The organism is Streptomyces sp. NPDC050416, from assembly GCF_044458845.1.
Classification (GTDB): domain Bacteria; phylum Actinomycetota; class Actinomycetes; order Streptomycetales; family Streptomycetaceae; genus Streptomyces.
Genome location: NZ_JBITII010000007.1, coordinates 267,909 through 292,878 on the forward strand (window position 1 = coordinate 267,909; position 24,970 = coordinate 292,878).

General features: G+C 72.0%; 25 protein-coding genes. 14 read left to right on the forward strand and 11 right to left on the reverse strand.

Annotated features, from left to right (window positions below; all coding sequences use genetic code 11):
• Positions 1-272: 272 nt before the first annotated feature.
• From ACIBL4_RS23375 to ACIBL4_RS23395, 5 genes are all read left to right on the forward strand, one after another.
• On the forward strand, positions 273-1,283 hold the full coding sequence (locus tag ACIBL4_RS23375) for a substrate-binding domain-containing protein (RefSeq protein WP_399413052.1): 1,011 nt from the start codon (positions 273-275) through the stop codon (positions 1,281-1,283).
• A 200-nt stretch (positions 1,284-1,483) separates the two neighbouring features.
• Positions 1,484-3,952 carry a nitrate- and nitrite sensing domain-containing protein gene (locus ACIBL4_RS23380; RefSeq protein ID WP_399413054.1) on the forward strand — a complete coding sequence of 823 codons (2,469 nt, stop codon included), beginning with the start codon at positions 1,484-1,486 and terminating at the stop codon, positions 3,950-3,952.
• A 14-nt stretch (positions 3,953-3,966) separates the two neighbouring features.
• The gene (locus tag ACIBL4_RS23385; RefSeq protein ID WP_020271575.1) at positions 3,967-4,398 is read left to right on the forward strand and encodes a roadblock/LC7 domain-containing protein; all 432 of its coding nucleotides are present in this window, start codon (positions 3,967-3,969) and stop codon (positions 4,396-4,398) included.
• A gap of 1 nt (position 4,399) precedes the next feature.
• The gene (locus ACIBL4_RS23390) at positions 4,400-4,759 is read left to right on the forward strand and encodes a DUF742 domain-containing protein (protein WP_399413056.1); all 360 of its coding nucleotides are present in this window, start codon (positions 4,400-4,402) and stop codon (positions 4,757-4,759) included.
• On the forward strand, positions 4,746-5,330 hold the full coding sequence (locus ACIBL4_RS23395) for a GTP-binding protein (protein WP_399413058.1): 585 nt from the start codon (positions 4,746-4,748) through the stop codon (positions 5,328-5,330). Before ACIBL4_RS23390 ends, ACIBL4_RS23395 begins: the two co-directional genes overlap by 14 nt.
• Before the next feature lie 33 nt (positions 5,331-5,363).
• On the opposite strand, the gene ACIBL4_RS23400 is transcribed toward ACIBL4_RS23395, so the two are convergent.
• The 7 genes from ACIBL4_RS23400 to ACIBL4_RS23430 form a co-directional block, all read right to left on the reverse strand.
• The gene (locus ACIBL4_RS23400; RefSeq protein ID WP_399413060.1) at positions 5,364-6,278 is read right to left on the reverse strand and encodes a hypothetical protein; all 915 of its coding nucleotides are present in this window, start codon (positions 6,276-6,278) and stop codon (positions 5,364-5,366) included.
• 123 nt (positions 6,279-6,401) lie between these two features.
• Positions 6,402-7,361 carry an ABC transporter substrate-binding protein gene (locus tag ACIBL4_RS23405; RefSeq protein ID WP_399413062.1) on the reverse strand — a complete coding sequence of 320 codons (960 nt, stop codon included), beginning with the start codon at positions 7,359-7,361 and terminating at the stop codon, positions 6,402-6,404.
• A 93-nt stretch (positions 7,362-7,454) separates the two neighbouring features.
• Complete coding sequence (locus ACIBL4_RS23410; RefSeq protein ID WP_399413064.1) at positions 7,455-8,120, reverse strand: ABC transporter permease; 666 nt, start codon at positions 8,118-8,120, stop codon at positions 7,455-7,457.
• Complete coding sequence (locus ACIBL4_RS23415) at positions 8,117-8,803, reverse strand: ABC transporter permease (RefSeq protein ID WP_399413501.1); 687 nt, start codon at positions 8,801-8,803, stop codon at positions 8,117-8,119. Before ACIBL4_RS23415 ends, ACIBL4_RS23410 begins: the two co-directional genes overlap by 4 nt.
• 8 nt (positions 8,804-8,811) lie before the next feature.
• On the reverse strand, positions 8,812-9,933 hold the full coding sequence (locus ACIBL4_RS23420) for an ABC transporter ATP-binding protein (RefSeq protein ID WP_399413503.1): 1,122 nt from the start codon (positions 9,931-9,933) through the stop codon (positions 8,812-8,814).
• A 61-nt stretch (positions 9,934-9,994) separates the two neighbouring features.
• Positions 9,995-11,476 carry a sensor histidine kinase gene (locus ACIBL4_RS23425; protein WP_399413066.1) on the reverse strand — a complete coding sequence of 494 codons (1,482 nt, stop codon included), beginning with the start codon at positions 11,474-11,476 and terminating at the stop codon, positions 9,995-9,997.
• Entirely contained in the window at positions 11,473-12,171 is a 699-nt protein-coding gene (locus ACIBL4_RS23430) for a response regulator transcription factor (RefSeq protein ID WP_356928382.1), read from the reverse strand. Before ACIBL4_RS23430 ends, ACIBL4_RS23425 begins: the two co-directional genes overlap by 4 nt.
• Before the next feature lie 152 nt (positions 12,172-12,323).
• Here ACIBL4_RS23430 and ACIBL4_RS23435 point away from each other — a divergent pair, with 152 nt between their 5' ends.
• The 7 genes from ACIBL4_RS23435 (at position 12,324) to ACIBL4_RS23465 (ending at position 18,443) form a co-directional block, all read left to right on the forward strand.
• On the forward strand, positions 12,324-13,664 hold the full coding sequence (locus tag ACIBL4_RS23435; RefSeq protein ID WP_399413069.1) for a ferric reductase-like transmembrane domain-containing protein: 1,341 nt from the start codon (positions 12,324-12,326) through the stop codon (positions 13,662-13,664).
• Positions 13,665-13,677: 13 nt separating this feature from the next.
• Positions 13,678-14,091 (forward strand): FMN-binding protein, encoded by a 414-nt coding sequence (locus tag ACIBL4_RS23440; protein ID WP_399413072.1) that lies wholly within the window; start codon positions 13,678-13,680, stop codon positions 14,089-14,091.
• A gap of 4 nt (positions 14,092-14,095) precedes the next feature.
• Entirely contained in the window at positions 14,096-14,830 is a 735-nt protein-coding gene (locus ACIBL4_RS23445; RefSeq protein ID WP_399413075.1) for an FAD:protein FMN transferase, read from the forward strand.
• 139 nt (positions 14,831-14,969) lie between these two features.
• Positions 14,970-16,028, forward strand: coding sequence for a tartrate dehydrogenase (locus ACIBL4_RS23450; protein WP_399413077.1), 1,059 nt, complete (start codon positions 14,970-14,972; stop codon positions 16,026-16,028).
• A gap of 142 nt (positions 16,029-16,170) precedes the next feature.
• Positions 16,171-17,307 carry an N-methyl-L-tryptophan oxidase gene (gene solA, locus ACIBL4_RS23455; RefSeq protein ID WP_399413079.1) on the forward strand — a complete coding sequence of 379 codons (1,137 nt, stop codon included), beginning with the start codon at positions 16,171-16,173 and terminating at the stop codon, positions 17,305-17,307.
• Positions 17,308-17,366: 59 nt separating this feature from the next.
• Positions 17,367-18,047, forward strand: coding sequence for a haloacid dehalogenase type II (locus tag ACIBL4_RS23460; RefSeq protein ID WP_399413081.1), 681 nt, complete (start codon positions 17,367-17,369; stop codon positions 18,045-18,047).
• A 42-nt stretch (positions 18,048-18,089) separates the two neighbouring features.
• The gene (locus ACIBL4_RS23465; RefSeq protein ID WP_399413083.1) at positions 18,090-18,443 is read left to right on the forward strand and encodes a cupin domain-containing protein; all 354 of its coding nucleotides are present in this window, start codon (positions 18,090-18,092) and stop codon (positions 18,441-18,443) included.
• A gap of 59 nt (positions 18,444-18,502) precedes the next feature.
• Here ACIBL4_RS23465 and ACIBL4_RS23470 read toward each other — a convergent pair whose 3' ends face one another.
• The 3 genes from ACIBL4_RS23470 to ACIBL4_RS23480 all read right to left on the reverse strand — a co-directional run bounded on the left by ACIBL4_RS23470 (position 18,503) and on the right by ACIBL4_RS23480 (position 20,440).
• Positions 18,503-18,775 (reverse strand): hypothetical protein, encoded by a 273-nt coding sequence (locus tag ACIBL4_RS23470; RefSeq protein WP_399413085.1) that lies wholly within the window; start codon positions 18,773-18,775, stop codon positions 18,503-18,505.
• Positions 18,776-19,156: 381 nt separating this feature from the next.
• A complete protein-coding gene (locus ACIBL4_RS23475) occupies positions 19,157-19,351 on the reverse strand; it encodes a hypothetical protein (RefSeq protein ID WP_399413087.1) in 195 nt (64 codons plus the stop codon).
• Positions 19,352-19,420: 69 nt separating this feature from the next.
• Positions 19,421-20,440, reverse strand: a complete 1,020-nt coding sequence (locus ACIBL4_RS23480; protein ID WP_399413505.1) for a LacI family DNA-binding transcriptional regulator — start codon at positions 20,438-20,440, stop codon at positions 19,421-19,423.
• Between the two features lie 291 nt (positions 20,441-20,731).
• On the opposite strand from ACIBL4_RS23480, the gene ACIBL4_RS23485 reads away from it, so the two are divergent.
• Positions 20,732-23,104: a SpoIIE family protein phosphatase gene (locus ACIBL4_RS23485; protein ID WP_399413089.1), complete on the forward strand. Its 2,373-nt coding sequence runs from the start codon at positions 20,732-20,734 to the stop codon at positions 23,102-23,104.
• A gap of 61 nt (positions 23,105-23,165) precedes the next feature.
• Here the strand turns inward: ACIBL4_RS23485 and ACIBL4_RS23490 are convergent, their stop codons facing one another.
• The gene (locus tag ACIBL4_RS23490) at positions 23,166-23,930 is read right to left on the reverse strand and encodes a sugar isomerase domain-containing protein (RefSeq protein WP_399413091.1); all 765 of its coding nucleotides are present in this window, start codon (positions 23,928-23,930) and stop codon (positions 23,166-23,168) included.
• A gap of 150 nt (positions 23,931-24,080) precedes the next feature.
• On the opposite strand from ACIBL4_RS23490, the gene ACIBL4_RS23495 reads away from it, so the two are divergent.
• Positions 24,081-24,965 (forward strand): MurR/RpiR family transcriptional regulator, encoded by an 885-nt coding sequence (locus ACIBL4_RS23495; protein WP_399413093.1) that lies wholly within the window; start codon positions 24,081-24,083, stop codon positions 24,963-24,965.
• Positions 24,966-24,970: the final 5 nt, after the last annotated feature.

Consider the following 24,970-nt stretch of genomic DNA (forward strand, 5'->3'; position numbering starts at 1 on the left):
GCCGCTCCGGGAGGCCTTTTCCGTGCGGGACGCCGGGTCCCGAACCGCACGGACGGTATGAAAATCATGGCGATGACCTCCCATGTTCGACCCGCCGGACAGATCATCACGATGCGGCAGCACTGACTCACGGCATGTGGCCGCTCACTTGACGCCCAGTGGTCACACACGGTTGGCTCCGGGCCAACGAGAGTCATCCGGCCCGTGCTCACGTGCGGTCCGCCCGGCTCTCCTCCTGCTCTTGCTCGGCCGCACAGCGAGGTCCGCCCCTCATGAAGACTCCTCTCCCGCCGCACACCTCCGCGAGACTCACCCGTGTCGCGGCCCTGGTGTCCGCCGTGTGTCTGCTGGTGGCCGGCTGTTCCGTCCTCGGCACGAGTGACGACGGGGCGGACGCGGACCCGGTGGGGGGGCCGGGCGGCGGGATGAAGGTCGCCCTGGTCACCCACGGCGGCAAGGGCGACGCCTTCTGGGACCTGGTACGCCGGGGCGCCGAGAAGGCGGCGGCCAAGGACGGCATCGACCTGACGTACGCCAGCGACGCCGACGCGTCCGCGCAGGCCGCGCTGGTGCGCGACGCGGTCCGCGACAAGGTCGACGGCATCGCCGTGACGCTCGCCAAGCCGGCGGCGATGCGGGGCCCGATCGCCCAGGCCAAGGCGGCCGGCATCCCCGTCGTCGGGCTCAACTCCGGTATCGACGCCTGGCGCCCGGCCGGCCTGCTGGAGTACTTCGGCCAGGACGAGTCCGTCGCCGGCCGGGCCGTCGGCGACAAGCTGGACGAGGTGAAGGCCAAGCACGCCCTGTGCGTCGTGCACGAGCGGGGCAACGTCGCGCTGGAGGCCCGCTGCGCCGGCGTGCGCAAGACGTTCGACGGCGAGACCGACAACGTGTACGTGGACGGCGCCGACATGAACGCGGTGACCGCCACGATCGCGTCCCGGCTGCGGCAGGACTCCAGCATCGACGAGGTCGTCACCCTGGGCGCCCAGTACGGGCTCAGCGCGGTCGATGCCGTCAAGCAGGCCGGCAGCAGAGCCAAGGTCGCCACCTTCGACCTCAACAAGGACCTGGTCGAGGCGGTCCGGGGCGGCAAGGTGCAGTTCGCCGTCGACCAGCAGCCCTACCTGCAGGGCTACCTGGCGGTGGACGCCCTGTGGCTGTACCGGACCAACGGCAACATCAGCGGCGGCGGGACGGCGCCGGTGCTCACCGGCCCCGCGTTCGTGACGAGGTCCAACGTGTCCGCGGTGGCACGTTTCGCCGCCGCCGGGACCCGGTGAGCGGACCCTTCCTGTGACGGTGTCGCCAAAGATTCGGTCAGGCCCGGGCCCCGCGGTCACTTGTACGGATAACATCCTGCGCATCCCATGTGCCGTAACCGGCACGCGAAACCCCTCGCGCCCGTCCCCCGCTCCCGTCCCCCGCCCCGCCCGTTCCGCCTTCCCGTTCCTCCCTCCCCGCTGATCGCCCTAGGACGACGATGTCTCGACGGACAGGTGCCCGGCGCCGCCTCGGTTCCATACGCCTCTCCCTGGTGCTTCTGGCCCTGGTGCCCAGCGTCACCCTCGCCGGCATGTGGGGCGTGACGACCATCCAGATGTTCTCGGAGGGGCTCCGGCTGCGCGACCAGACGGAGCTGAGCCGGTCGACCGGTGCCATGGGCACCGACACGACACTCGCCCTCCAGCGGGAACGCAGCCTGTCGGCGGCCTGGCTGGCATCGCCGCACGGCTCCCGGGCCGCCCTCGACAAACAGCGCGAGGAGACCGACGCGGCGGTCGGGAAGCTGGTCGGGCAGGCGGACGCGATCGAGAAGGCGCCCTCCCGCATATCGGACCGGCTGTACTCGGTGCTGGGCTCGGTGGGCAGCCTGGAGTACTACCGCGACCAGGTGGACCACCCGACCGACATCACCGCGCAGCAGGCGCTGGACCAGTACTCCTCGATCATCGACGACCAGATCCACGCCTTCCAGGAGCTCTCGCAGGTCGACGACGGCGACCTCACCTCGCAGGCCGGTCCGCTGGTCGCCCTGGAGCACGCGGCGGAGCTGGTGTCCCGGGAGGACGCGCAGCTGACCCTGGCGTGGCCGTCCGGGCACCTCGACGACAAGGCCTGGGTACAGTTCACGGAGCTGGTGAACACCCGGCGCTGGCTCGTCCAGGACCAGGTCGTGCCCCAGCTGACCGGCAGCGCCAAGGCACAGACCGAGCGGATCCTGGCGAGCCCGGAGTGGCAGACGCTCCAGTCCATCGAGGACCAGGTGCTGGCGGCCCGCAACTCCGGCGCCGCCTCGGACCGGATCGCCCTGCCGGACGCCCAGAAGCGGTGGAACGCCGCCATGGACAAACTGTCCGACCACTACGCGAGTCTGATCCAGCGGCAGACGACGGGCCTGCTCGAACGCAGCGCCGGCAAGGCGAACGCGCTGCTGATCAAGGCGGGCATCCTGAGCGCCGGCGGGCTGCTCGCGCTGCTGGTGTGCGTCGGCATGTCCTGGCGGATCACCCGCTCGCTGTCACGGCGGCTGCGCGGACTGCGCCGGGCCGCCGTCAGCCTCGCGCAGGAACGGCTGCCCGACGTGGTGGCCCGCCTCGAACGCGGTGAGACGGTCGACCCGGAGTCCGCGACGACCCCGCTGGACTACGGTCACGACGAACTCGGCCAGGTGGCACAGGCGTTCAACACCGCCCAGCGCACGGCCGTGCACACCGCGGTCGAACTCGCCGACACCCGGCGCGGCTTCCAGAAGGTCATCCTGGGCATCGCCCGGCAGAGCCAGAACCTGGTCAACCTCCAGCTCAGCAGGCTCGACACGCTGGAACGCGAGCACACCGACCCCGACATCCTCAAGGGCCTGTACGAACTGGACTCCACGGCCAGCCAGTTGCGCCGCTACGAGGAGAACCTCGTCATCGTCAGCGGCGAACGGCCCGGCCGCAGCTGGACCGAGCCGGTCGCGCTGGTCGACATCCTGCGCAGCGCGGTCGGCGAGGTCGCCGAGTACCGGCGGGTGGAGGTGCACACCGACGAGGAGGTGTCCGTCGCGCCGCCCGCGGTGGCCGACGTCATCCACCTGCTGGCCGAGCTCATCGACAACGCGACCGCGTACTCGCCCGCCCCGAGCCCCGTCACGGTGCGGGCCGGGATGGTCGCCAAGGGCCTGGCCGTCGAGGTCGAGGACCGCGGCCTCGGGATGTCGGAGGAGGACTACGCGTCCTTCAACGAGCAGCTCGCGGTGCCCCCGCAGTTCGACGTGGTGGCGCTCGCGGACGACCTGCGGCTCGGCATGTTCGTGATCGCCCAGCTGGCCCACCGGCACGGCATCGCCGTCACCCTGCGCGCCTCGCCGTACGGCGGGACCACGGCGATCGTGCTGATACCGCACGACATCGTGGTGCGTGAGGCCCCGGAGGCCGGTGCGCCGGGCGCCCGGGACGGCAAGGACACGGCCGGCGTGAACGGCCTGGCCGCCCTCGTCGGCCCGAGGGGTGCGGGCGACGGCCCGCGGGCCGGTGACGGCCCGGAGGACGGGCCGAGCCCGGTGGACGCCGGGAACGCCGGCAGCGCCATGGCCACCGCCGGGGCCGCCCGCGAGCCCCGGCCCTTCACATCGGCCCGGACCGCCACCACCGCAGCCGTCCCTGCCGCCGCGCCCGCCGCCCGCGAAGTCGTCCCCCGCCGGGACGGTCTCGCCCCGCTCCCCCGCCGGGTGCCGCAGACGAGCCTGGTGGAGGAACTGCGCGAGGAGTCCGCGCCCGCCGAGGACGACGGCTCCCCCGACGACTTCACCGCGGAGGCGGCCGCCTCGTCCCTGGCCGGCTTCCAGCGCGGCACGCTCCGGGCCCGTGACGACGACGCCGAGCAGCCGTACGACGAGGAAGCGGCCGCACCACCCCCGCAGGCCGCCGCAGGCCCCGTCCCCTCGACTCCGCCCGCCGACCGCTGACGAAGGACACCGCAATGACACGCCCCATCCCCGCCACGCACACCCAGCTCGACCAGCTGCTGACCGGACTCGTGGAGCGGGTCGCCGACGTGAACCAGGCCGTGGTGCTGTCCGAGGACGGCCTGGTGGTCAGCAAGTCCACCGGATTCCTGCGCGACGACGCCGAGCGGCTCGCGGCGACCGCGTCCGGCCTGATGAGCCTCAGCAAGGGCGTCAGCATGGACTTCCGGGGCGGCCCGGTGCGCCAGGCGCTCATCGAGATGGCCAACAGCTATCTGATCCTCACCTCCGCCGGTCCCGGCGCGCACCTCGTCGTGCTCACCGGGCCGGGCGCGGACGTCGGTGTGGTGGCGTACCAGATGAACATGCTGGTGAAGAAGATCGGCGAGCACCTCAGCGCGGCACCGCGGGGCATGGCCGGTCCCGTCGTCGACCCCGGCGTGTGAGGTGGGCGGAGGCGACTCGGCGGGACGGCTCGTACGGCCGTTCGCGCTGACCGGTGGCCGGACCCGGCCCAGCCGCGCCGACTTCACACTCATCGCGACGGTGACCGCCGTCGATCCGCAGCCCGCCACGGCGGCCCGGTGCCAGCCCGAGCACACCCGGATCCTCCGGTTGTGCGCCGAGCCGCTGGCCGTGGCGGAGCTGGCCGCCCGGCTCGACCTGCCGGTGAGCGTGGTCGTCATCCTGCTCTGCGACCTGCTGGAGGCGGGCCGGATCACCGTCCGTCCGCCGCGCCTCGTCTCCCGTACCGCTCCGGACCTGGACCTGCTGAAGAAAGTGAGGGACGGCCTTGGCCGGCTCTGACGTCGCCACCGACGCGTCCTCGGCACCCGACACGGTCAAGATCCTCATCGCCGGCGGCTTCGGCGTGGGCAAGACCACCATGGTCGGGTCGGTCAGCGAGATCGCCCCGCTGCGCACCGAGGAACCCCTGACCATGGCCGGTCTGGGCGTCGACGACCTGGACGGTATCGAGGAGAAGCGGGCCACCACCGTGGCCCTGGACTTCGGCCGCATCACCATCAGCCGGGACCTGGTGCTGTACCTGTTCGGCACGCCGGGGCAGCAGCGGTTCTGGTTCATGTGGAACGACCTGGCCCTCGGCGCGCTCGGTGCCGTGGTCCTGGTCGACGTCCGCAGACCCGAGTCCAGCTTCGCCGCGATCGACTTCTTCGAACGCCGGGGCATCCCGTTCGTCGTCGGGGTCAACGGCTTCCACGGGGAACACCCGTATCCGCCCGAGGACATCCGGGAGGCGCTCGCGGTGCCGGAGCACGTGCAGGTGCTGCTGTGCGACGCGCGGGAGAGGGAGTCGTGCCGGGACGTGCTGATCGCCCTGATCGACCAGTTGATCGCGACGGCTGTGCAGGCCTGAGCCAGGCGGTACGAGCCCGCGGCCGGCGGTGTCTCAGCCCCGGCCCGGTGTGGGCCCGGGCCACTCGGTGTACGGCACCGGGCGGCCCGTGAACGCGTCCAGGACGATGCGGCCGCCGACCGGCCGGTCCAGCTTCACCGTGACCTTCTCGCCGCGCAGGTCACTGGTGCAGGGGCCGTCGTCGGTGCCGGTCACGGAGGCGGACAGTACGACGCTGCCCCGTGTCTCCAGCGCCGTCACGACGGGGCCGTCGTCGCAGGATCCGTGGTGCGCCACCACGGTGACGGACCGGCCGTCCCGCGCCACCCCCGTCAGGCCGCCGAGCGGCGCCAGCACGTCCGTGGGGACGTCCGGCCCGAGCGGTGCGACAGGCGACTTGGGCACCCCCGAGGGGTTCACGGCGGCCGCCTTCAGAGGAGTGGCATAGCCCTTCAGGGTGAACAGCCAGGCCGGGACGGTCGCCGGCCCGCGGCTGGTGAGCACGGTCATGTCCCCCGACTCTGCCTTGGTGACGGTCAGCCGGGGACCGGGGCCGCTGTTGCCGTCCAGGGTCCGGTAGGCCCGCTCGGCCGGCACGAGGGGCCTGGTGAGCGAGCCCCCTTCCTGCCACGTCACCCGGCCGCTCTTCCCCCGGGCGGAGGGGAGCGGGGCCCGCAGGTCGAAGGTACCGGTCGCGTACGCGCGCCGGTCGGCGTCGTCGCGGAGGCCTCCCGCGGGCAGTTGGACGACCGGTGCGATGGGGTGGTAGCCCGCGCGCCACTGCGCGGCCGCCCGGGAGCCGTCCCAGGCCTTGGCGACCCGATGGGCGCGGTCGTTCGAGCGCGGGGACGGCGCGGGATCGGTGCGGCCGGCTTCCGCCGTGCCGCACCCCGCGGAGGCACCGGCTCCGGCCGCGGACAGGGCGAGGACGAGGAGGAGACGGGCGGCGCGGGTCATGTCGGTACGCATGACGCTCCCAGGGGTTCGCGGTGACCGGGGATGGTTCCGTCCCTGTGACGCCCCACCCCCGGCCCGCGTTCGATCCGCTCGGGATCCGCCCGGACCGTTATCACACCGTGACGGTCAGCCGGCTCAGACCAGGCCCGCCGACTTCAGCCACGCCTTGGCCACGTCCAGCGGGTCCTTCTTCTCCAGCTGGACCTGCGCGTCCAGTTGGAGGAGTGCCTTCGTGTCGAGCTCGGCCGAGACCGCGTCGAGCGCCTCGGCTCCCTCCTTGGACAGCTCGCCCTTGCGGACCAGCGGCTGCACGTTCTGGAAGCCGAAGAGGTTCTCCGGGTCCTTCAGGACGACGAACTTGTCCCGCGCGATGGTCGGGTCGGTGGTGAAGAGATCCGCGGCCTGCACGGTGTTCTTCCTCAGCGCCGTCTGGGTCAGCGGCCCGCCCGCGTCGAGGGACTTGAAGGACTTGAACTCCAGGCCGTACACCGACTTCAGGCCCACCAGGCCCTGGTGCCGGGTCTGGAACTCCGGGGAGCCCCCGAACACCAGGTCCTTGGCGACGTCCTCGAGCTCCCCGATGGAGGAGTCGGAGGTGAGCTTGTACTTCTTCGCGGTCTCCGCGTTGAGGGTCACGGAGTCCTTGTTCTGCGCGGCCGACGGCTTCAGCAGCTCCAGCTTGGGATCGAGCTTGCCGTTGATCGCGGTCGTGGTCTCCTCGACCGTCTTCGGCTTGGCCTTGGAGTCGAGGTACGCCAGCAAGGAGCCGTTGTACTCCGGCAGCAGCGTGATGGCGCCGTTCTTCATCAGACCGTACGTGGTCTCACGGCTGCCGATGTTGGGCTTGTAAGTGACCTTGACGCCCTTGGCCTTGAGGGCCTCGCCGTAGATGTCGGCGAGCAGGATGCTCTCGGCGAAGTTGTTGGAGCCGACCACGACGGTGCCGCTCTCCGCTCCGCCGCCCTTGAGCGGGTCGTCGGAAGTGCCGCCGGAAGAACAGCCTCCGAGAAGAGCCGCCGCCGCGGCGAGCGCGACTGCGGCCGCGCGGGGGTGCCTGGTGATGGACCGGGTGCTGCTCTTCGCCGTAGTAATCACTCACTGATCCAAGCCAGCCGGTATTCGGTCAGTCAAGAGCAGCCTGGTTACCAGTCGGCGTCGATGTGCGACAAACTACGGCAACCCGGTCTCTCAACTCCTCCGCACGCCAGGCGACACCGCCGCCCGCGCCAGCGCCCAGAACAGCGCGAGCGTGACCAGCGCCAGGGCGGCCACCAGGGTCGCGCCGCCCACCACCTTCTCGTAGTTGCGCTGGTAGAGACCGTCGACGATGTACCGCCCGAGGCCGCCGAGGCTGACGTACGCGGCGATGGTCGCCGTCGACACGATCTGGATGGCCGCCGAGCGCAGACCGCTCAGGATCAGCGGCAGCGCGACCGGCAGTTCGACCTGGAAGAGGATCCGGGACTCGTGCATGCCCATGCCGCGGGCGGCGTCCACCGGCGAGGGGTCGACGGAGCGCATCGCCTCGTAGGTGGTGACCAGGATCGGCGGGACGGCGAGGACGACCAGCGGGATCATCACGGGCAGCATCCCGAACCCCAGCAGGGTCGTCATCAGCACCAGCAGGCCGAAGCTGGGCAGGGCCCGCCCCGCGGTGGCGACCAGGGACAGGGCGTTCCCGCCGAGCCCGTAGTGGCCGGTGACCAGGCCGATCGGCAGTCCGATGGCGGCGGCGAGGGCGAGGGCCTCCAGGGTGTACCGCACGTGTTCCCCGAGGCGGGCCGGGATGCCGTCATAGCCCTGCCAGTGGGCGCTGTCGCTGAAGAAGGCGTTGACGAAGTTCAGTACGTTCACCGGGCTGCGTCCTTCAGAGCGGGCGCCTGCTTGCGGCCGGCCGTGCCACTGGGCATCCAGGGCGTCAGCAGCACCCGCACGAGGACGAGCAGGGCGTCGACGACGATCGCCAGGAGGGCCGTGGTGATCACGGAGTTCCAGGTCAGTTCGGGCCGGTTGTAGATCTGCGCGTCGTGGAGCAGATTGCCGAGCGCGCCCTGGTTGCCGATCAGCATGCCGACGCTGACGAGGGAGATGCTCGACACGGTCGCCACCCGCAGGCCGGCGATGATCGCCGGGACCGCGATCGGCAACTGCACCTGGAAGTACCGCCGTAGTGGCCCGAAGCCCATGGCGGTGGCCGCGGACAGGGTCTCCTGCGGCACCGAGCGCACCCCGTCGACGATGGCCGGGACGAGCACCACCAGGCTGTACACCGCCAGCGGGATCATCACGGTGAGTTCGGTCTGCCCGGTGTAGTTGATGAGGACGACGAAGAACGCCAGAGACGGGACGGCGTACAGCACGGTCGTGACGCCGAGGACGGGCGGGTAGAGCCAGCGGAAGCGGATGCAGAGCTGGGCGATCGGCAGCGCCAGGAGCAGTCCGGCCGCGACCGGCAGCAGGGCCTCTCTCAAGTGCAGTCCGACCAGCCCGATCCAGCTGTGCTGGAGGTCGCTCGGCATGTCGAAGAAGTCGTGCAGGTAGTCGCTCATCCGGCGACCTTCTCGTCGTCGCGCCCCGCCGCGTGGGCGCTGCGGATCGCCTCGCCGATGGTCGCTTGCGAGACGACGCCGATCACCCGCCCGTCGGCGTCCACGGCGACGGCCCAGCCGGTCGGCGACAGCACCGCACAGTCGAGGGCGACCCGCAGCGAGTCGGTGCCGGGCACGAACGGCCGCCCGTGGGACAGCAGTCGGTCCGGCCGGATGTCCCCCGCGACCAGGTCCCGCGGCTCGCTCCAGCCGAGCGGCCGGCCGTCCGCGTCGGTCACCAGGAGGTAGGGGGCGTCGGGGGCGGCGATCTGCTCGGCGGTGGCGTCGAGCGGGATCACCGGGTCGCTCGTCAACTCCAGCCGGGCGGACGGGAAGAACGACAGCCGCCGGATGCCGCGGTCGCCGCCGAGGAAGTCCTCGACGAAGGCGTCGGCGGGGCTGGACAGCAGCTCGGCCGGCGGCGCGTACTGGGCGAGGTGGCCGCCGGTGCGCATCACGGCGACCATCGTGCCGAGCTTGATCGCCTCGTCGATGTCATGGGTGACGAAGACGATGGTCTTGCCCAACTCGTCCTGGATGCGCAGCAGTTCGTCCTGGAGTCCCTTGCGCACCACCGGGTCGACCGCGGAGAACGGCTCGTCCATGAGCAGCACGGGCGGGTCGGCGGCGAGCGCCCGGGCCACGCCGACGCGCTGCTGCTGGCCGCCGGACAGCTGGTACGGGTACCGCTTGGCGAGCGCGGCGTCGAGCCCGACCCGCTCCATCAGCTCCGCGGCCCGCGCCCGGGCCTTCTGCCTGCCCCAGCCGAGCATGCGGGGCACGGTCGCGATGTTGTCGACGATCGTGCGGTGCTGGAAGAGGCCGGCGTTCTGGATGACGTAACCCATGGACCGGCGCAGGGTGGTGACGGGCTGCCGCTGGATGTCCTCGCCGTCGAGGAGGATCGTTCCCTCACTGGGTTCGACCATCCGGTTGATCATCCGCAGGGTGGTCGTCTTGCCGCAGCCCGACGGTCCGACGAGGACGGTGATCGAGCGGTCGGGTATCTCCAGCGACAGCCGGTCGACCGCCACCGTGCCGTCCGGGTACCGCTTGGTGACTGAATCGATCCGTATCAAGACGCCGGGCCCTTCGAGTTGGCGGAAGCTTTTGGCCATGTACGGGCGTTGCCGGTCGAGTCTAGACGGCGGTCGTTTCCGGCCCCGGGGCGGCCGGAACCCCGGCCCCGGCCAGTGGCAGCCGCACGGTGAACACCGTCGCCCCCGGTTCGCTGTTGAGCTCGATGCGGCCGCCGTGGGCCTGGACCAGGGACTGGGCGACCGCCAGGCCGAGGCCGCTGCCGCCGCGGTCGCGGCTGCGGGCCTTGTCGACGCGGTAGAAGCGGTCGAAGACGCGCTCCTGGTCCTCGGGCGGGATGCCGGGGCCCGCGTCGGCGATCCGGACCAGGGCGGCGTGGGAGGCGACGGCGACGTCCACGGACACCGGGGTGCCGGGCGGGGTGTGCACGGCGGCGTTGGCGAGCAGGTTGTCCAGGACCTGCCGGACGCGCTGCGGGTCCAGGCGCACCGTGAGCGGCGCCGGGCCGGTGGTCACCGTCAGCGGGTGGTCCGGCCGGCTGGCCCGGAAGGCGTCGGCGGCCTGCCGGACCAGCTCCGCCAGGTCGGCGTCCTCCAGCCGCAGCGGCGCCTCCACCTCCGCCGCGTCCAGCCGGGCGAGCAGCAGCAGGTCGTCCAGGAGGATGCCCATGCGGGCGGCCTCGGCGCGCAGCCGGGCCAGGTGCCGGTCGCGTTCCTCGGGGGCGTTGGCGGCGGCGTACTGGAAGAGGTCGGCGTAGCCGCGTACCGACATCAGCGGGGTGCGCAGCTCGTGCGAGGCGTCGGCGACGAACCGGCGCAGCCGCTGCTCGGCCTCCGCGCGAACGGCGAGGGAGTCGTCGATGTGCTCCAGCATCGTGTTGAAGGCGGTGCGCAGCTCGTCCACCTCCGGGCCGCCGTCCCGGCCGTCGGCGCGCAGCGGCAGCCGGGCCGCCGACTCGGTCAGGTCGTGCGAGGTGATGCCGTGCGCGGTGGACGCCATGTCGCTGAGCGGCTTCAGCCCGCGGCGCAGCATGCGGCGGCCGAAGACCACCAGCGCGAGCAGGGCGAGCGCGAAGGTGACGACCTGGATGGTGATGAGCTGCCCGACCGTGTCCTCGATGTCCTCCATGGGCGCGGCGCTCACCAGGACCACTCCGGGCTCGACCTCGCAGGCGCGCAGCCGGTAGGTGCCCGCGCCCATGAGGGGCTCGGTGCGCAGCAGCTCCGTGTGCGCGGTGGTCTGCGCCGAGGCCAGGGCCGTGAAGTCGTCGACGTCCTTCGGCAGGTCGGCGGGGTCCTCGGGCCTGCGGAGCTCGGGCGTGCCGTCCGAGACGTCGTACACGGCGTAGAACCAGCTGTAGTACTTCTTGCCCGAGAGGGTGCCGTAGTCCGCGATGCTCTTGGACTGGGCGATCTGGGCCTGCGCCAGCTGGGTGTCGAGCTGGGCCGAGAGGTAGTCGCGCATGTAGGTGGTGAGGGCCGTGCCGACGACGGCGAACACGACCAGCGCCAGGGCGCCGAGGCCGAGGGCCAGCCGGGTGCCCAGGCGCATCCCGCGGTAGGCCCGCCGCAGCCGGGCGATCACTCGGAGGCCTGTCGCAGGACGTATCCGAATCCCCGCACGGTGTGGATCAGCGGCGCGCCGCCGTCGTCCGTCTCGTCGAGCTTGCGGCGCAGCCGGCTGATGACCAGCTCGACGACGTTGGAGCGGCCGCCGAAGCCGTACTCCCACACGTGGTCGAGGATCTGCGCCTTGGTGAGCACGGTGGGTGACTTGCGCATCAGGTAGCGCAGCACCTCGTACTCGGTCGGGGTGAGCGACAGCAGTTTCTCGCCGCGCCGCACCTCGCGGGTGTCCTCGTCCATGGTCAGGTCGCCGACCTGGAGCACGGACCGCTGGAAGGCGGGGCCGGCGCTGCGCCGCAGCACGGTGCGCAGCCGGGCCATCAGCTCCTCCACGGCGAACGGCTTGACCAGGTAGTCGTCGCCGCCCCGGGTCAGGCCCGCGACCCGGTCGGCGACACCGTCGCGCGCGGTGAGGAACACCACCGGCACCATCGTGCCGGAGGCGCGCAGCCGGTCCAGGACGCCGAAGCCGTCGACGCCGGGCAGCATCAGGTCGAGCACCACGATGTCCGGGTGGAACTCGGCGGCCCGCTGCAGCGCGTCCTCGCCGGAGTACGCCGTGACCGCTTCCCAGCCCTCGTAGCGGGCGACGGTCGCGACGAGGTCGGCGATGGGCGGGTCGTCGTCGACGACGAGGAGTCGTACTTTTTCCACCCGCTCATAGTGCTTCACGTGCCGGGTGCCGCCATAGCCGCCCGGGGCTTCGCCGCCGGATCGATAGGTACTTGAAAGTTGGGCGACAGTGTTCCGACAGCTCCCCCGCGCCAAGCTCGGTGTCCCAGGATCCGATCAAGGAGCTGCCGATCGTGACGACCCTCCAGGAACGCCCCGCCGCACCCCGCCCGGGGGTGCGCCCCCGAGTGGTGGGCCGCACCGGCCTGTACGCGGTGCTGCTGGCCAACGCGGTCGTGGTGACCGTCTTCTTCGTCCAGGCCGGTTTCGCCTCGAACACGCTGATCGTGCTGGGGCGGCTGGCGGGGCTGTACGGGGCGCTGCTCATGGCGTTCCAGCTGCTGCTGGTGGCGCGGCTGCCGTGGTTCGACCGGCGGATCGGCATGGACCGGCTGACGTCCTGGCACCGCTGGACGGGCTTCTCGGTGCTGTGGCTGCTGCTGGCACACGCCGTGTTCATCGTCTTCGGCTACGCCCAGTCCTCGTCCCTGGACCCGGTGAACCAGCTGGTGGACCTCGCGGAGACCGTCGAGGGCGTGCTGCGCGCGATCACCGCCCTGGCGATCATCATCGTGGTCGGCGCGGTCTCGGCCCGCTCCGCGCGGCGCCGGCTGGCGTACGAGACCTGGCACTTCATCCACCTGTACACCTACGTCGCGGTGGTGCTGGCGTTCACGCACCAGGTCGCGGCGGGTACGTCGTTCACGTCGTCGTCCGTGGCGCGGACGTACTGGTACGCCGTGTGGGGCGTGGCCCTCGCCGCGGTGTTCACGGGCCGGCTGGTGCTGCCGCTGTGGCGCAACCTCCGCCACCGGCTCCGGGTCACGGCCGTCGTCCCCGAGAACGACGACGTGGTCTCGGTCTACATAACGGGCCGCGACCTGGACCGGCTGCCCGCCCGGGCCGGACAGTTCTTCCTGTGGCGGTTCCTGACGAGGGACCGCTGGTGGCAGGCCAACCCGTTCTCGCTGTCCGCCGCGCCGGACGGCCGTACGCTCCGGCTGACCGTCAAGCGGGCGGGCGAGGGCAGCGCGGCCCTGCGGCACCTGAAGGCCGGCACGCGGGTGTTCGCCGAGGGCCCCTACGGCGCCTTCACCACCCTGCACCGCACCCGCCCGGACGCCCTGCTCATCGCCGGCGGCGTCGGTGTCACCCCGATCCGGGCCCTGCTGGAGGAACTGGACGGCCACGCGGTCGTGATCTACCGGGTGGCCACCGACCGGGACGCCGTCCTCTACGACGAACTGCGCGAACTCGCGCTCGCCAAGGAGGCCGAGCTGCACCTGGTCACCGGGCCGGCCCTGCCCGACCGGCTGGCGCCGCAGGAGCTGGCGCGTCTGGTGCCGGACATCACCGGCCGGGACGTGTACCTGTGCGGCCCGCCGCCGATGATGAACGCGGTGCTCGGCAGCCTGCGCGAGCTGGGCGTGCCGCCGACGCAGACCCACTTCGAGCGCTTCAGCCTGGCCGGATGACGAGGAGAGATTCGTGAAGCGAGCCATACCCGTCCTCGTCCTGAGCGTCGCCGGCCTGATCCCGGTCTGGAGGTACGCGCCGTCACCCGACACCGGGTCGTCGTCGTCCGCCTCACAGCCCGCCGCGCCCGCGTCGACGCCCTCGGTCTCCTCGTCGGGCGGTACCACGACGACGGTCGTGTCGGGGTCGACGATCGACACCGAGAAGGGCCCGGTGCAGGTCGAGGTCACGTTCGACGGCGACGAGATCGCCTCGGTGAGGATGCTTCAGCAGCCGAACCACCCGCAGACCACGGCCGCCGTGCCCAAGCTGATCCAGGAGACGCTCCAGGCGCAGAGCGCCGACATCGACACGGTGTCCGGCGCCACGATCACCAGCGACGGCTACAAGGAGTCGCTCCAGGCCGCGATCGACGCGAGGGGCTGACGGCGTGCGGCGCGTCGAGCACGTCATGGGGTTCCCGGTGTCGGTACGGATCGACGACGAGGGCTTCCCCGAGGCGCCGGTGGACGGCTTCTTCGCCTGGCTGCGCGAGGTCGACGCACGGTTCAGCCCTTTCCGCCCGGACAGCGAGGTGTCCCGGCTGGACCGGGGCGAGGTCGCGGCCCCCGGCCCGGAGCTCCGCGAGGTCCTGGACCTGTGCGAGGAGTACCGGATCGCGACCGGGGGTGCCTTCGACGTCCGGCTGCCCGGCCGCGGCCTCGACCCCTGCGCCGTGGTGAAGGGCTGGTCGGTGCAGAAGGGAGCGGAGCTGCTGTCGGCGGCCGGGGCGCGGCGGTTCTGCCTCAACGCGGGCGGCGACGTGCTCGCCTCCGGCGGCCCCTGGCGTGTCGGCGTACGCCACCCCGAACACGCCGACCGGCTCTGCACGGTCCTGGACCTCACGGACCGGGCCGTCGCGACCTCCGCCCGCTACGAACGCGGCGACCACATCCTCGACGCCCGCACCGGCCGCCCCGCGACGGGCCTGATCAGCATGACCGTCGTGGCCCCCACGCTGACCGAGGCGGACACGGTCGCGACAGCGGCGTTCGCCCTGGGCGCCCAGGGCGTGGAGTGGGCGGCGGCCCGCGAGAACTGCGAGGTGTTCGCGGTGGACGCGGACAGGCGCGTGCTCCGGAGCCCGGGGTTTCCGGTGGCGGGGGCGGGGTCCGTCGCGGCGTAGGAAAGCCACGTCGACATAGGGGCTCAGGAAAGCCACGTCGACGAGGATGGGGCTCCTCGCCGCCTCATAGGCACCGCTTATAAGGGAGATCCCCTTTGCGTCTTGGACGCCCCGCGGACCGCCTTGCTGCAATCGACGCATGACGACGACCCACCGCATTGCCCTGATCCCCGGCGACGGCATCGGCGCCGAGGTACTCCCCTCGGCACAGCAAGTGCTCGATGTCCTCGGCCGCCGCCACGGCTTCAGCCTGTCCTACACCTCGTACGACTGGTCGTGCGAGCGGTACCTGCGGGAGGGCGCCATGATGCCCGCCGACGGGATCGACCAGCTGCGCGACAAGGACGCGATCCTGCTGGGCGCGGTGGGATACCCGGGGGTGCCCGACCACGAGTCGCTGTGGGGGCTGCTGATCCCGATCCGGCGCAGTTTCCGCCAGTACGTCAACCTCCGGCCCATCCGGGTCTTCGAAGGCATCGACAGTCCGGTGCGCGGCGCACGGCCGGGCGAGGTCGATTTCGTCGTCGTGCGCGAGAACATGGAAGGCGAGTACAGCGAGGTCGGCGGCCGGCTCAACCGCGGCTTCCCGGACGAGATCGCCGTGCAGGAGGCCGTGTTCACCCGGGCCGGCGTCACCCGCCTGCTGGACTACGCCTTCACGCTCGCCTCGCAGCGCGGCGGCCGCCTGACCTCCGCGACCAAGTCGAACGGCATCGTGCACACCATGCCGTTCTGGGACCAGCTCGTCGCCGAGCGGGCCGCCTCGTTCCCGCAGGTCGCCTGGGACCAGGAGCACATCGACGCGCTCGCGGCCAAGTTCGTCCTCGAACCGGCCCGCTTCGACGTCGTCGTCGCCTCCAACCTCTTCGGCGACATCCTCAGCGACCTCGCGGCCGCGGTCGCCGGTTCCATCGGCATCGCCCCGGCGGCCAACCTCAACCCCGAGCGGGACTTCCCCTCGATGTTCGAGCCGGTGCACGGCTCCGCGCCCGACATCGCGGGCCGGGGCATCGCCAACCCGCTGGGCGCTGTCTGGTCCGCGGCCATGATGCTCGACCACCTCGGCCATCCCGCCGCGGCCAGGGACATCACGGACGCGATCGCCTCGGTCCTGGCCAAGACCGACACCCGCACCCGTGACCTGGGCGGAACGGCGACCACCGCCGAGTTCACCGACAAGCTGATCGAGCTGCTCTGACAGACCGTCTCAAAAAGGCCCCAAGACGGAACACCGTGTGGGTTGACCTGCAGGTTTCCCGGGCCGAGAGTGAGCGCCATCCCCAGCGGGACGCGCCAGGGCCGACCACCACCCAGACCGCACCCTCGAAAGGAGCCACCTCATGCGCACCCCGAAGCGCGTCGCCGTGATCGGCGCCGGCACCATGGGCAGCCAGGCCATGTGGCGACTGGCCGGCCGCGGAGCCGAGGTCATCGGCTACGACCGGTACGCGCCGGGTCACGACCGCGGCGCGGCCGGGGGCGAGAGCCGCATCTTCCGCGCCGTACACCTCGGTGAACCCGGCTACCTTCCACTGCTGCGGCTCGCCGACCGGATGTGGGAGGACCTCCAGGCGGAGACGGGCCGGTCACTGCGACGCCGCGGCGGCTGTCTGGTGATGGGAGAGACCGCCTCGCCGGCGATGCGTCTCCTCCTCTCCGCCAGCTCCGCCCACCGGCTGGCTCACGAGGTACTGGACGGGGAGGAACTCGCCCGCCGCTACCCGCAGCACCGCCTCCCGGACGGGCACACCGCCGTCCTCGACCGCGAGGGCGCCGTCATCAGGCCCGAGGCATCGGTCCAGGCCGCGGCCGCCCGCGCCGAACAGCTGGGTGCCCGGCTGCACCGCTACACCCCGGTGCGGGAGATCGTCCCCGCGGCGGGCGGCGGGGTGCGGATCGTCACCGACCAGGGCACGGACCACGTCGACACCGCCGTGGTGACCGTGGGCCCCTGGATCAACACCCTGCTCCCGGACCTGCCACGGAGCATCGATGTGCGCCGGGTGGTCTGCTCCTGGCACATCCCCACCCGCCACGACTGGTTCGCGGGCGGGGCCCCTCCCTTCGTGCGCGCCACACCCCACGACTGCTTCGGGATCCCGTCACCCGACGGCCTCTCCGTCAAGCTCGGCCTCTCCTTCGCACGCCATCTTCCGGTGCCCGAGCCCGAACGACTCGACCGCACGGTCCGTCCGGAGGAACTCGCCATCTTCCGTGAGCTCATCGCCGAGCTGATGCCCGACCTGAACCCCGACCCCATCAGGCTGTCGGCCTACATGGAGGGCTACACGGAGTCCGGGAACCCGCTCGTGGGTCATCTCCCCGGCGAGGACGACATCATCGTCCTGGCCGGATTCTCCGGCAGCGGCTTCAAACTCTCGCCGGCCATGGGCGAGATCGCCGCCGACCTGGCACTCGACGGCAGCACGCAACACCCCATCGACTTCCTCGCACCGGCAGGAGTCGCCGCCGCCTGACCCCCGGCAATTCCGACGGCACCGCCCGCCCCGCCCCGCCCGCAAGACAGGAGCACCTCATGCCCATTCCCTCGTTCCAGTTCCGTCCGAAGTACGTCTCGTTCGACTGCTACGGCACGTTGATCGAGTGGCCGATGACCCCCATCACGCGAGAGCTCGTCGGCGACCAGATCCCCGCCGAGCACTGGGACCAGTTCCTCCGGGAGTTCCGCGGCTACCGCTACGACCAGGTGCGCGGCGAGTACTACCCCTACGAGCAGGTGCTGCAGGACTCCTTCGAGCGGGTCTGCCGCAAGTGGGGCGTGAAGGCGGCCCCGGACGCGGGCAAGCGGTTCGCCGACGGCGTGCGCAGCTGGGGTCCTCACGCCGACGTGCCGGAACCGCTGAAGAAGATGGGCGAGAACTACAAGCTGGTGATCCTGTCCAACGCCGACGACTCCTTCCTGAAGGAGAGCGTGCCCCGGCTCGGCGCGGACTTCCACGCGGTCTTCACCGCGGAGCAGGCCGGCTACTACAAGCCCCGCTACGCCGCGTTCGAGTACATGCTCGACCAACTCGACGCGTCCCCCGAGGACTTCGTGCACGTCTCCTCGCACACCCGCTACGACCTGATGCCGATGCACGACATGGGCTTCCGCAACCTGATCCTGCTCGACCGTGGCTGCGACCCCGTGACCCACGGCTACGACTACGTGACGGTGAAGTCCCTGGACGAGCTCAACACCATGCTCGGCATCTGACACTCCCGATTTGCGCCGTTCCCAAACCAGTAGAGGAAAAGCATGTCGCTCCTGAAGACCATCGACACCGATCCCTCCTTCGCACCCCTCGAATCCGGCCCGCTGCCGGAGCGCCTGATTTCCGGCGACCCGACGTACAAGACCTGGGCCTTGGACGCCGCCCGCGGGGAAATGATCAAAACCGGTGTCTGGGAAGCCACGCCCGGCGAGACGCGCTCGATCAAGGGCGAGCTCTTCGAGTTCTGCCACATCCTTTCCGGCGTCATCGAAATCACGCCGGACGGTGGCGAGCCGGTGGTCTACAAGGCAGGCGACAGCTTTGTCATGAAGCCGGGCTTCGTCGGCGTCTGGAAGACCATCGAAACCGTGCGCAAGATCTACCTGACCGTGTCGTAACGCCGATACCGCAGGGCGGGCGAGGGGACCGGGCGGCTGCCGCCCGGTCCCCTGCGTACTCACCGGACGGGCATGGAGATCCGCCGGCTGTCCGGCAACGCCTCCAGGAACCCCGGCGGCGGTACGAAGAACAGGGTGCCGGTGATCTCCTGCGCCTCGACGGCGAGGTCCTCCCAGGCGTCCACGTCGTGCAGGTACTTCTGCACGAGCGCGTAACCGCCGCCGACGGGGTTCTCGGTGCCGTCGACGAAGCCGAGGACGTTGCGCGAGTCGAGGTACGAGAACGCCTGGGTCGCGTCCCGCACGGTGATCGTGCCGCGCAGCCGCCGCACGAGTTCGGCGGCGAGCGCGAAGCACAGGTCGGTGCGCGCGGCCTTGAAGCGACGCAGCCCAGACCGCCGTCGGGGCTGGGGAAGCCGACGGACCGCACCAGGCCCGCGAGGGAGCCCAGCGCCTCCCGCATGACGGCTTCCCCGCCGGAGTCGATCGTGGCGACCAGGAACCCCGCGACCGACGCCGGCGGGTTCGGCACCGGCTGCGGCAGCGTCTCTCCCGAGGGCAGCGGTGACGTCATGGCATCTCATCCCATCGGCCGGCCGAAACGGCCCGCCCGCTCCCCCTCCGGCGCGGCGCGGCCCACGCCCCTGATACGACGCCCGGCGAACAGGCGGACGGAACTTTCCGGCCGGAAGCGATGGTTGCCCGCTGCGGCGCTAGACCGGTTCTTCCGCAGCACCTTCACGTCCCACGGCACGAGCGGCACCGACTCGCCGTACACGGTGGGCGACGGCGGGCAGGACGGCGAGGAAGGCTCCGGCGAGCACGAGGTCGTACTGGCGTCGCTCCGACACGAACAGGGCCTGCAGGCCCAGCGGAAGGGTGTACTGGGAGCTGTCGGAGACCAGCACCAGGGGCCACAGGAAGCTGTTGTAGCTCTGGAGGAACTGCCAGACGGCCAGGGCGCCCAGCGCGGGCGGTCAGGGAGCAGGGGCAGGGTGGGGCGCGGGACCCTGGTCGCGTACCGGCCCGGTGGAGGCCCGTACGGTCAACTCGACGGCCCGGCCGGGTTGTTCGGCCGGGGCGGGGCGGCCCTCGATCAGGGCGATCAGTACGTCGACGGCGCGGTCGGCGACGGCGGCGAAGTTCTGCCGGACGGTGGTCAGCGGCGGGAAGAGGTAGGTGGCGGCGGGGATGTCGTCGTTGCCGACGACACTCACGTCGCCGGGGACGGCGCGGCCCGCGTCGGCGAACGCGCGCAGGGCGCCGATGGCCATGTCGTCGTTGGCGGCGAACACGGCTGTGACGTCGGAAAGTTCCGCGAGCTGCCGTGCGGCGGCGTAGCCGGAGGCCGGGCTCCAGTCGCCCGGTGACGGCAGGGGCGGTTCGGGTGCGCCGGCGGCGGCGAGGGCCTCGCGCCAGCCGCGCAGGCGCTCGCGGGCGGCCCACCAGTCCTGCGGGCCGGGCAGGTGCCAGACGGTGCGGTGGCCCAGGGAGAGCAGGTGCTCGGTGGCGAGCCGGGCCGCCGCGACCCCGTCGGTGCCGACCACGGCACTCGTGCCGGGCGTCAGCTCCACGCCCTCGCCGAGGCTGACCACCGGCAGTCCGGCGCTCAGTTCGAGCGGCGCGCCGTCGTCGATGGGCTCGGACAGTACGATCCCGTCCACGCCCTGTTCCAGCAGCGCGTCCACGGCGGCCGAGACTTTCTGCCCTTCCAGGGTGCCGGCCAGGGCGACGGAGTAGCCGGCGCGCTGCATTGCCCGCTCCAGGGCGATGAGCAGGGTCGAGGGGCCGTAGAGCGAACTGCCCAGCGAGACCACGCCGATCCGGCGGTAGCGGCCGAGGAGCAGGGCCCGGGCGGCGGTGTTGGGACGGTAGTCCAGGTCGCGGACGGCCCTCAGGACACGGTCGCGCACCTCGGCGCTGACGTGCGGTTCGCCGTTGACGACCCGCGAGACGGTCTTCTGCGACACCCCGGCGGCCCGTGCGACCTCGGTCATCCCGGGGCCACGCCGCCGGCGCCCACCGGCGGCCGGGTGGCCTTCGGTCCCGGTCGTGGTCATGTGGGCTCCCGGGAGTGACAAAAGGGCGTGGACTACGTAGTCAACGACGGCACGATGGATGAACGGGCCGGGTATGACTACGTAGTCACGCCAGTGTCGGCCCCACCGCCGCGTCAATGGTCCGGACGGAAGCGGTTTCCCGGTGTCCGGTGCTCGGTGTGTGCGGCTTCCGCAACGGCTGTCGTGGGCGGCTGGACAGAACCCGGGGCCTCGCGGAGGATGTGGGCGATGCGGCCCGACCCCAAGCACTTTCTCACCCACGCGGTCCGTCGCGTCGCGCGCGCCGAACATCCGGCGCAGGTACTGGAGGAGCTCTGCGGGGCGACGGTGCCGTCCGTCGCGGACGCCCTCGTCGTGTATCTCGACGCCACGCCGGGCAGCGCGGACCCGACGGCCTCCGACGCCCAACTGCGCCTGAGCGGCACGGGCTTGTGCCGTTCCCCCATCCCCGCCCAGCCCTCCGGCCCGGCCTCGTCCCCGGCGGGCGGTCCGCCGTACGACACCGGCGCGCAGTGGCATCCCGGTTCCCAGGACGGGCTGGGCGGTGTGCTGGGCGGGGCGGCGCCGGTCACCGTCACGATGGCGCCGTCGGGCGTCCTGGCGAAGGTCCTGGACGCCGGCGAGGCGCTGGGCAGGGACTCCGGTGATCTGGATCCTGCCCTGCGCGAGCTGCTGGGGCCCGACTCCCGTGTGCCGCACGGGGACCGGGTTCTCCTCGTCCCTCTGGCCGGCCCCGACGGCACGGTGGGGGCCGCCCTGTTCCTGCGCCGCCCCGACCGGGACGTCTTCCGGGCGCGGGACCGGCAGGTGCTCGGCGAGCTGTCGGCGCACGCCGCGCTCGGCGTGCGCGGAGCACCGCCGGCCTCGCGCCCGGCGCCTCCCCCGCCGCCCCCGGCCTCGCGAGCCGCCGCCGAGCCGATGCGGCAGGACGCTGACCGGCTGCGGTTCGTGGGCGCCGCGACGCGGCGGATCAGCCGTGCCATGGATCTGGACGAGATCGTGGCGGGGCTGTGCCGGGCCGTCCTGCCCAGCTTCGCGGACGGGGTCCTCGTCTGCCTGCGCGATCCGCTGCCGGTCGGCGACGAGCGGCCCACCGGCCCGCTGGTCCTGCGGCTGCACCGGTTCGACCGCGCCCCTGCGGAGGACACGGGCGGCGTCCCGTTCCCCGAGCCGGGAGTGCCGGCCCCCGACCTGTGCGAGGTCCGGCCGGGCAGTGATCTCGCCGAGGTGCTGCGGGGCGTGCGCCCGGTGTTCACCGACTCCCCCGCCGGCCGTGGCGCGCTGGCCGAACTGGTCGGCGGTGGCGGTGAGTTCGCCCTTCCGGACGGACAGCGTGCGATCCTCGCCCCGCTGCGCGGCCGGCGCCGCGTCATCGGCACGGCCCTGTTCCTGCGCCGCCCCGAGTCCAGGCCCTTCGAGCTCAACGACCTCCTCGTCGCCGCGCAGCTCGCCACCCACAGCGCCCTCGGCATCGACAAGGCCGTGCTCTACGGCCGCGAGGCCCACATAGCCGACGAACTCCAGCGCACGATGCTGCCCGAGACCCTGCCCAGCCCGCCCGGCATCCGTCTCGCCGCTCGTTACCTGCCCGCCGCCGAATCGGCCCGGGTCGGCGGCGACTGGTACGACGCCATCCCGCTGCCGGGCAGCCGGGTCGCCCTGGTCGTGGGCGACGTCATGGGCCACTCCATGACCTCGGCCGCCATCATGGGCCAGCTGCGCACCACCGCCCAGACCCTCGCCGGCCTCGGGCTGCCGCCGCAGGAGGTCCTGCACCACCTCGACGAACAGGCCCAGCGCCTGGGCGCCGAGCACATGGCGACCTGCCTGTACGCGGTCTACGACCCGGTCTCGCACCGCATCACCATCGCCAACGCCGGTCATCCGCCGCCCGTCCTGCTCCACCCGGGCGGCCGTGCCGAGGTGCTGCGCATGCCGCCCGGCGCCCCGATCGGCGTCGGCGGCGTCGACTTCGAGGCGGTCGAGCTCGACGCCCCGGGGGGCGCGACGCTGTTGCTCTACACCGACGGTCTGGTCGAGTCCCGCCTGCGCGACGTGTGGACGGGCATCGAGCAGCTGCGCGAGAAGGCGGGGACAACCGGCCGGCTCGCCGGGCCCGGCCGGTCCCCCGCGCTGGAGACCCTGTGCGACGACGTCCTCGACCTGGTCGGTCCCGGCGACCGGGACGACGACATCGCGCTGCTCGCCGCCCGCTTCGACGGCATCATGCCCGGCGACGTGGCGTACTGGTCCCTGGATCCGGAGGACGCAGCGCCCGGCCAGGCCCGCCGGCTGGCCCGCCGCACCCTGTCCCGCTGGAACCTGGAGGAGCTCGGCGACTCCGTCGAACTCCTCGTCAGCGAGCTCGTCACCAACGCCGTGCGCCACAGCTCCCGGCCCGTCACCCTGCGCCTGCTGCGCACCGATGTGCTGCGCTGCGAGATCGGCGACGACGCGCCCGAACTGCCACGCCTCAGGCGCGCCCGGCCCACGGACGAGAACGGGCGGGGGCTGTACCTGGTCAGCCGGCTGGCCATGCGGTGGGGCGCGGCCCGGCTCAGCACCGGCAAGATCGTGTGGTTCGAGTTCGCCCGGCCCTGAAAGGCCGGACGCGTCGGTCCTGAAGCGTCCCGCGCCCGGACGGCCGTCCGGAAACGCCGGTTCAGCTCGCCGTGCGGCGGATCCGGCCCGCGTACTTCTTCTCCAGCTCCAGGTTGCCCTCGAACCCGCCGGGCACATTGGCCGAGACGTAGACCGGGGGGCGCTCGCCGGCGGCGAGGAGACGGCCGGCCGCCTCGGCGACCGTCATCTGGACCAGCATCACGCCGGTGAGCGTGGACAGGGCGCAGACCGAGCCGCCGCCGGGCAGTTCGAGCAGGGAGTCGCCGCGCGGGGCCGCGTTGTCGAGGACGACGTCGGCGATGTCGGCCAGCTTCCGGCCGCTGGGGTGGGCGGCGGGGACGGCCCGGGTGTGGGCGAGGGAGGTGAGGGCCAGGACGCGGTGGCCGCGTTCCCTGGCGTGCAGGGCCATCTCCACGATGACGTTGTTGACGCCGGAGTTGGAGATGACGACGAACAGGTCCTGGGGGCTCGGGGCGGCCAGTTCGTAGAGCCGGGCGGCCACCCCGGCCCGGCGTTCGAGGAGCGGGTCGTCGAGGACGGCCGGGTCCTCGCCGCCGTAGAGGACGAGGTCGGCGATGCTCAGCCGGTTGGTGGGGACCAGTCCGCCCGCACGGCCGGCGAGTTCGAGGACGAGGGCCTGCGAGTGGCCGGTGCCGAAGGCCTGGACGACACCGTCCGCGCGGACGCACTCGGCGACCAGGTCCGCGGCGGCGGCCACGTCGTCCCGGGCGGATTCGATGACGTGCTGGAGGACGGCGAGGCTCTCCCGCGCGAACCCCTGGGCGCTCACAGACTCGACGGACACGCGTCACACTCCCCACTGATGGATTGAATCACCCTACACTTCCTCTTCGATGAATCAATAAATCACACCGTCCTCATGGCACATGCCCGGCACCGAGTCGGGTCCTGGTATTCAATCCACACTCCCAAGGGTGGCTGTTACCTTCTTCCCATGCCTCCCACGGACGTCACCACACTGATCCGCACCGAGCTGCCCCGGCTGGCGGGGTCCCTGCGGAAGGTCGGCGAGCTGATCCTGGAGGATCCGGCCGCCGTCACCCACTGCTCGGCCGCCGAGCTGGGCCGCCGCACCGGCACCTCCCAGGCGACGGTGACCCGCTTCTGCCGGGCCATCGGGCTGGACTCCTACCAGCACCTGCTGATCGAACTGGCCCAGGAGCGCGGCCGGGGCGAGGCGTCCGACTGGGGAACCGCCGAGATCGGCCCGGACATCTCCCCGGACGACAGTCTCGAACGGGTCGTCCAGGTCGTCGGCACGGCGGACCTGCGGGCCATCCAGCAGACCATCGACCGCATCGACCTCGACGCGCTGGAGCGCGCGGCCCAGGCCCTGGCCCGCGCCCGCCGCATCGACGTCTACGGCGTCGGCGGCAGCGGGGCGGTGACCCAGGAGACGGAGACCCGGCTGTTCCGCATCGGCTGCGCGGTCCGCGGCTGGACCGAGGTGCACGCGGCCGCCACCTCCGCGGCCCTGCTCACCCCCGCGGACGTGGCCATCGGCATCTCCCACTCCGGGGCGACCCGCGAGACCCTCGAACCATTCGAGATGGCCAAGGAGCGGGGCGCCACCACGATCGCCCTGACCACCGACCCGCGCTCGCCGCTGTCCAGGACCGCCGACATCCGGCTCATCTCGTCCTCCTCGGAGACCAGTTTCCGGGCCGAGAGCATCAGCAGCCGTCACTCCGTCCTGATGCTGGTCGACTGCCTGTACGTCCGGGTCGCCCAGCTCACCTACCAGCGCGCGAGCGCCTCGCTGGCGCTGACCGACCACATCACCCCGCAGCACGCGGTGAAGTCCCGGCGGGCCAGGTGACACCG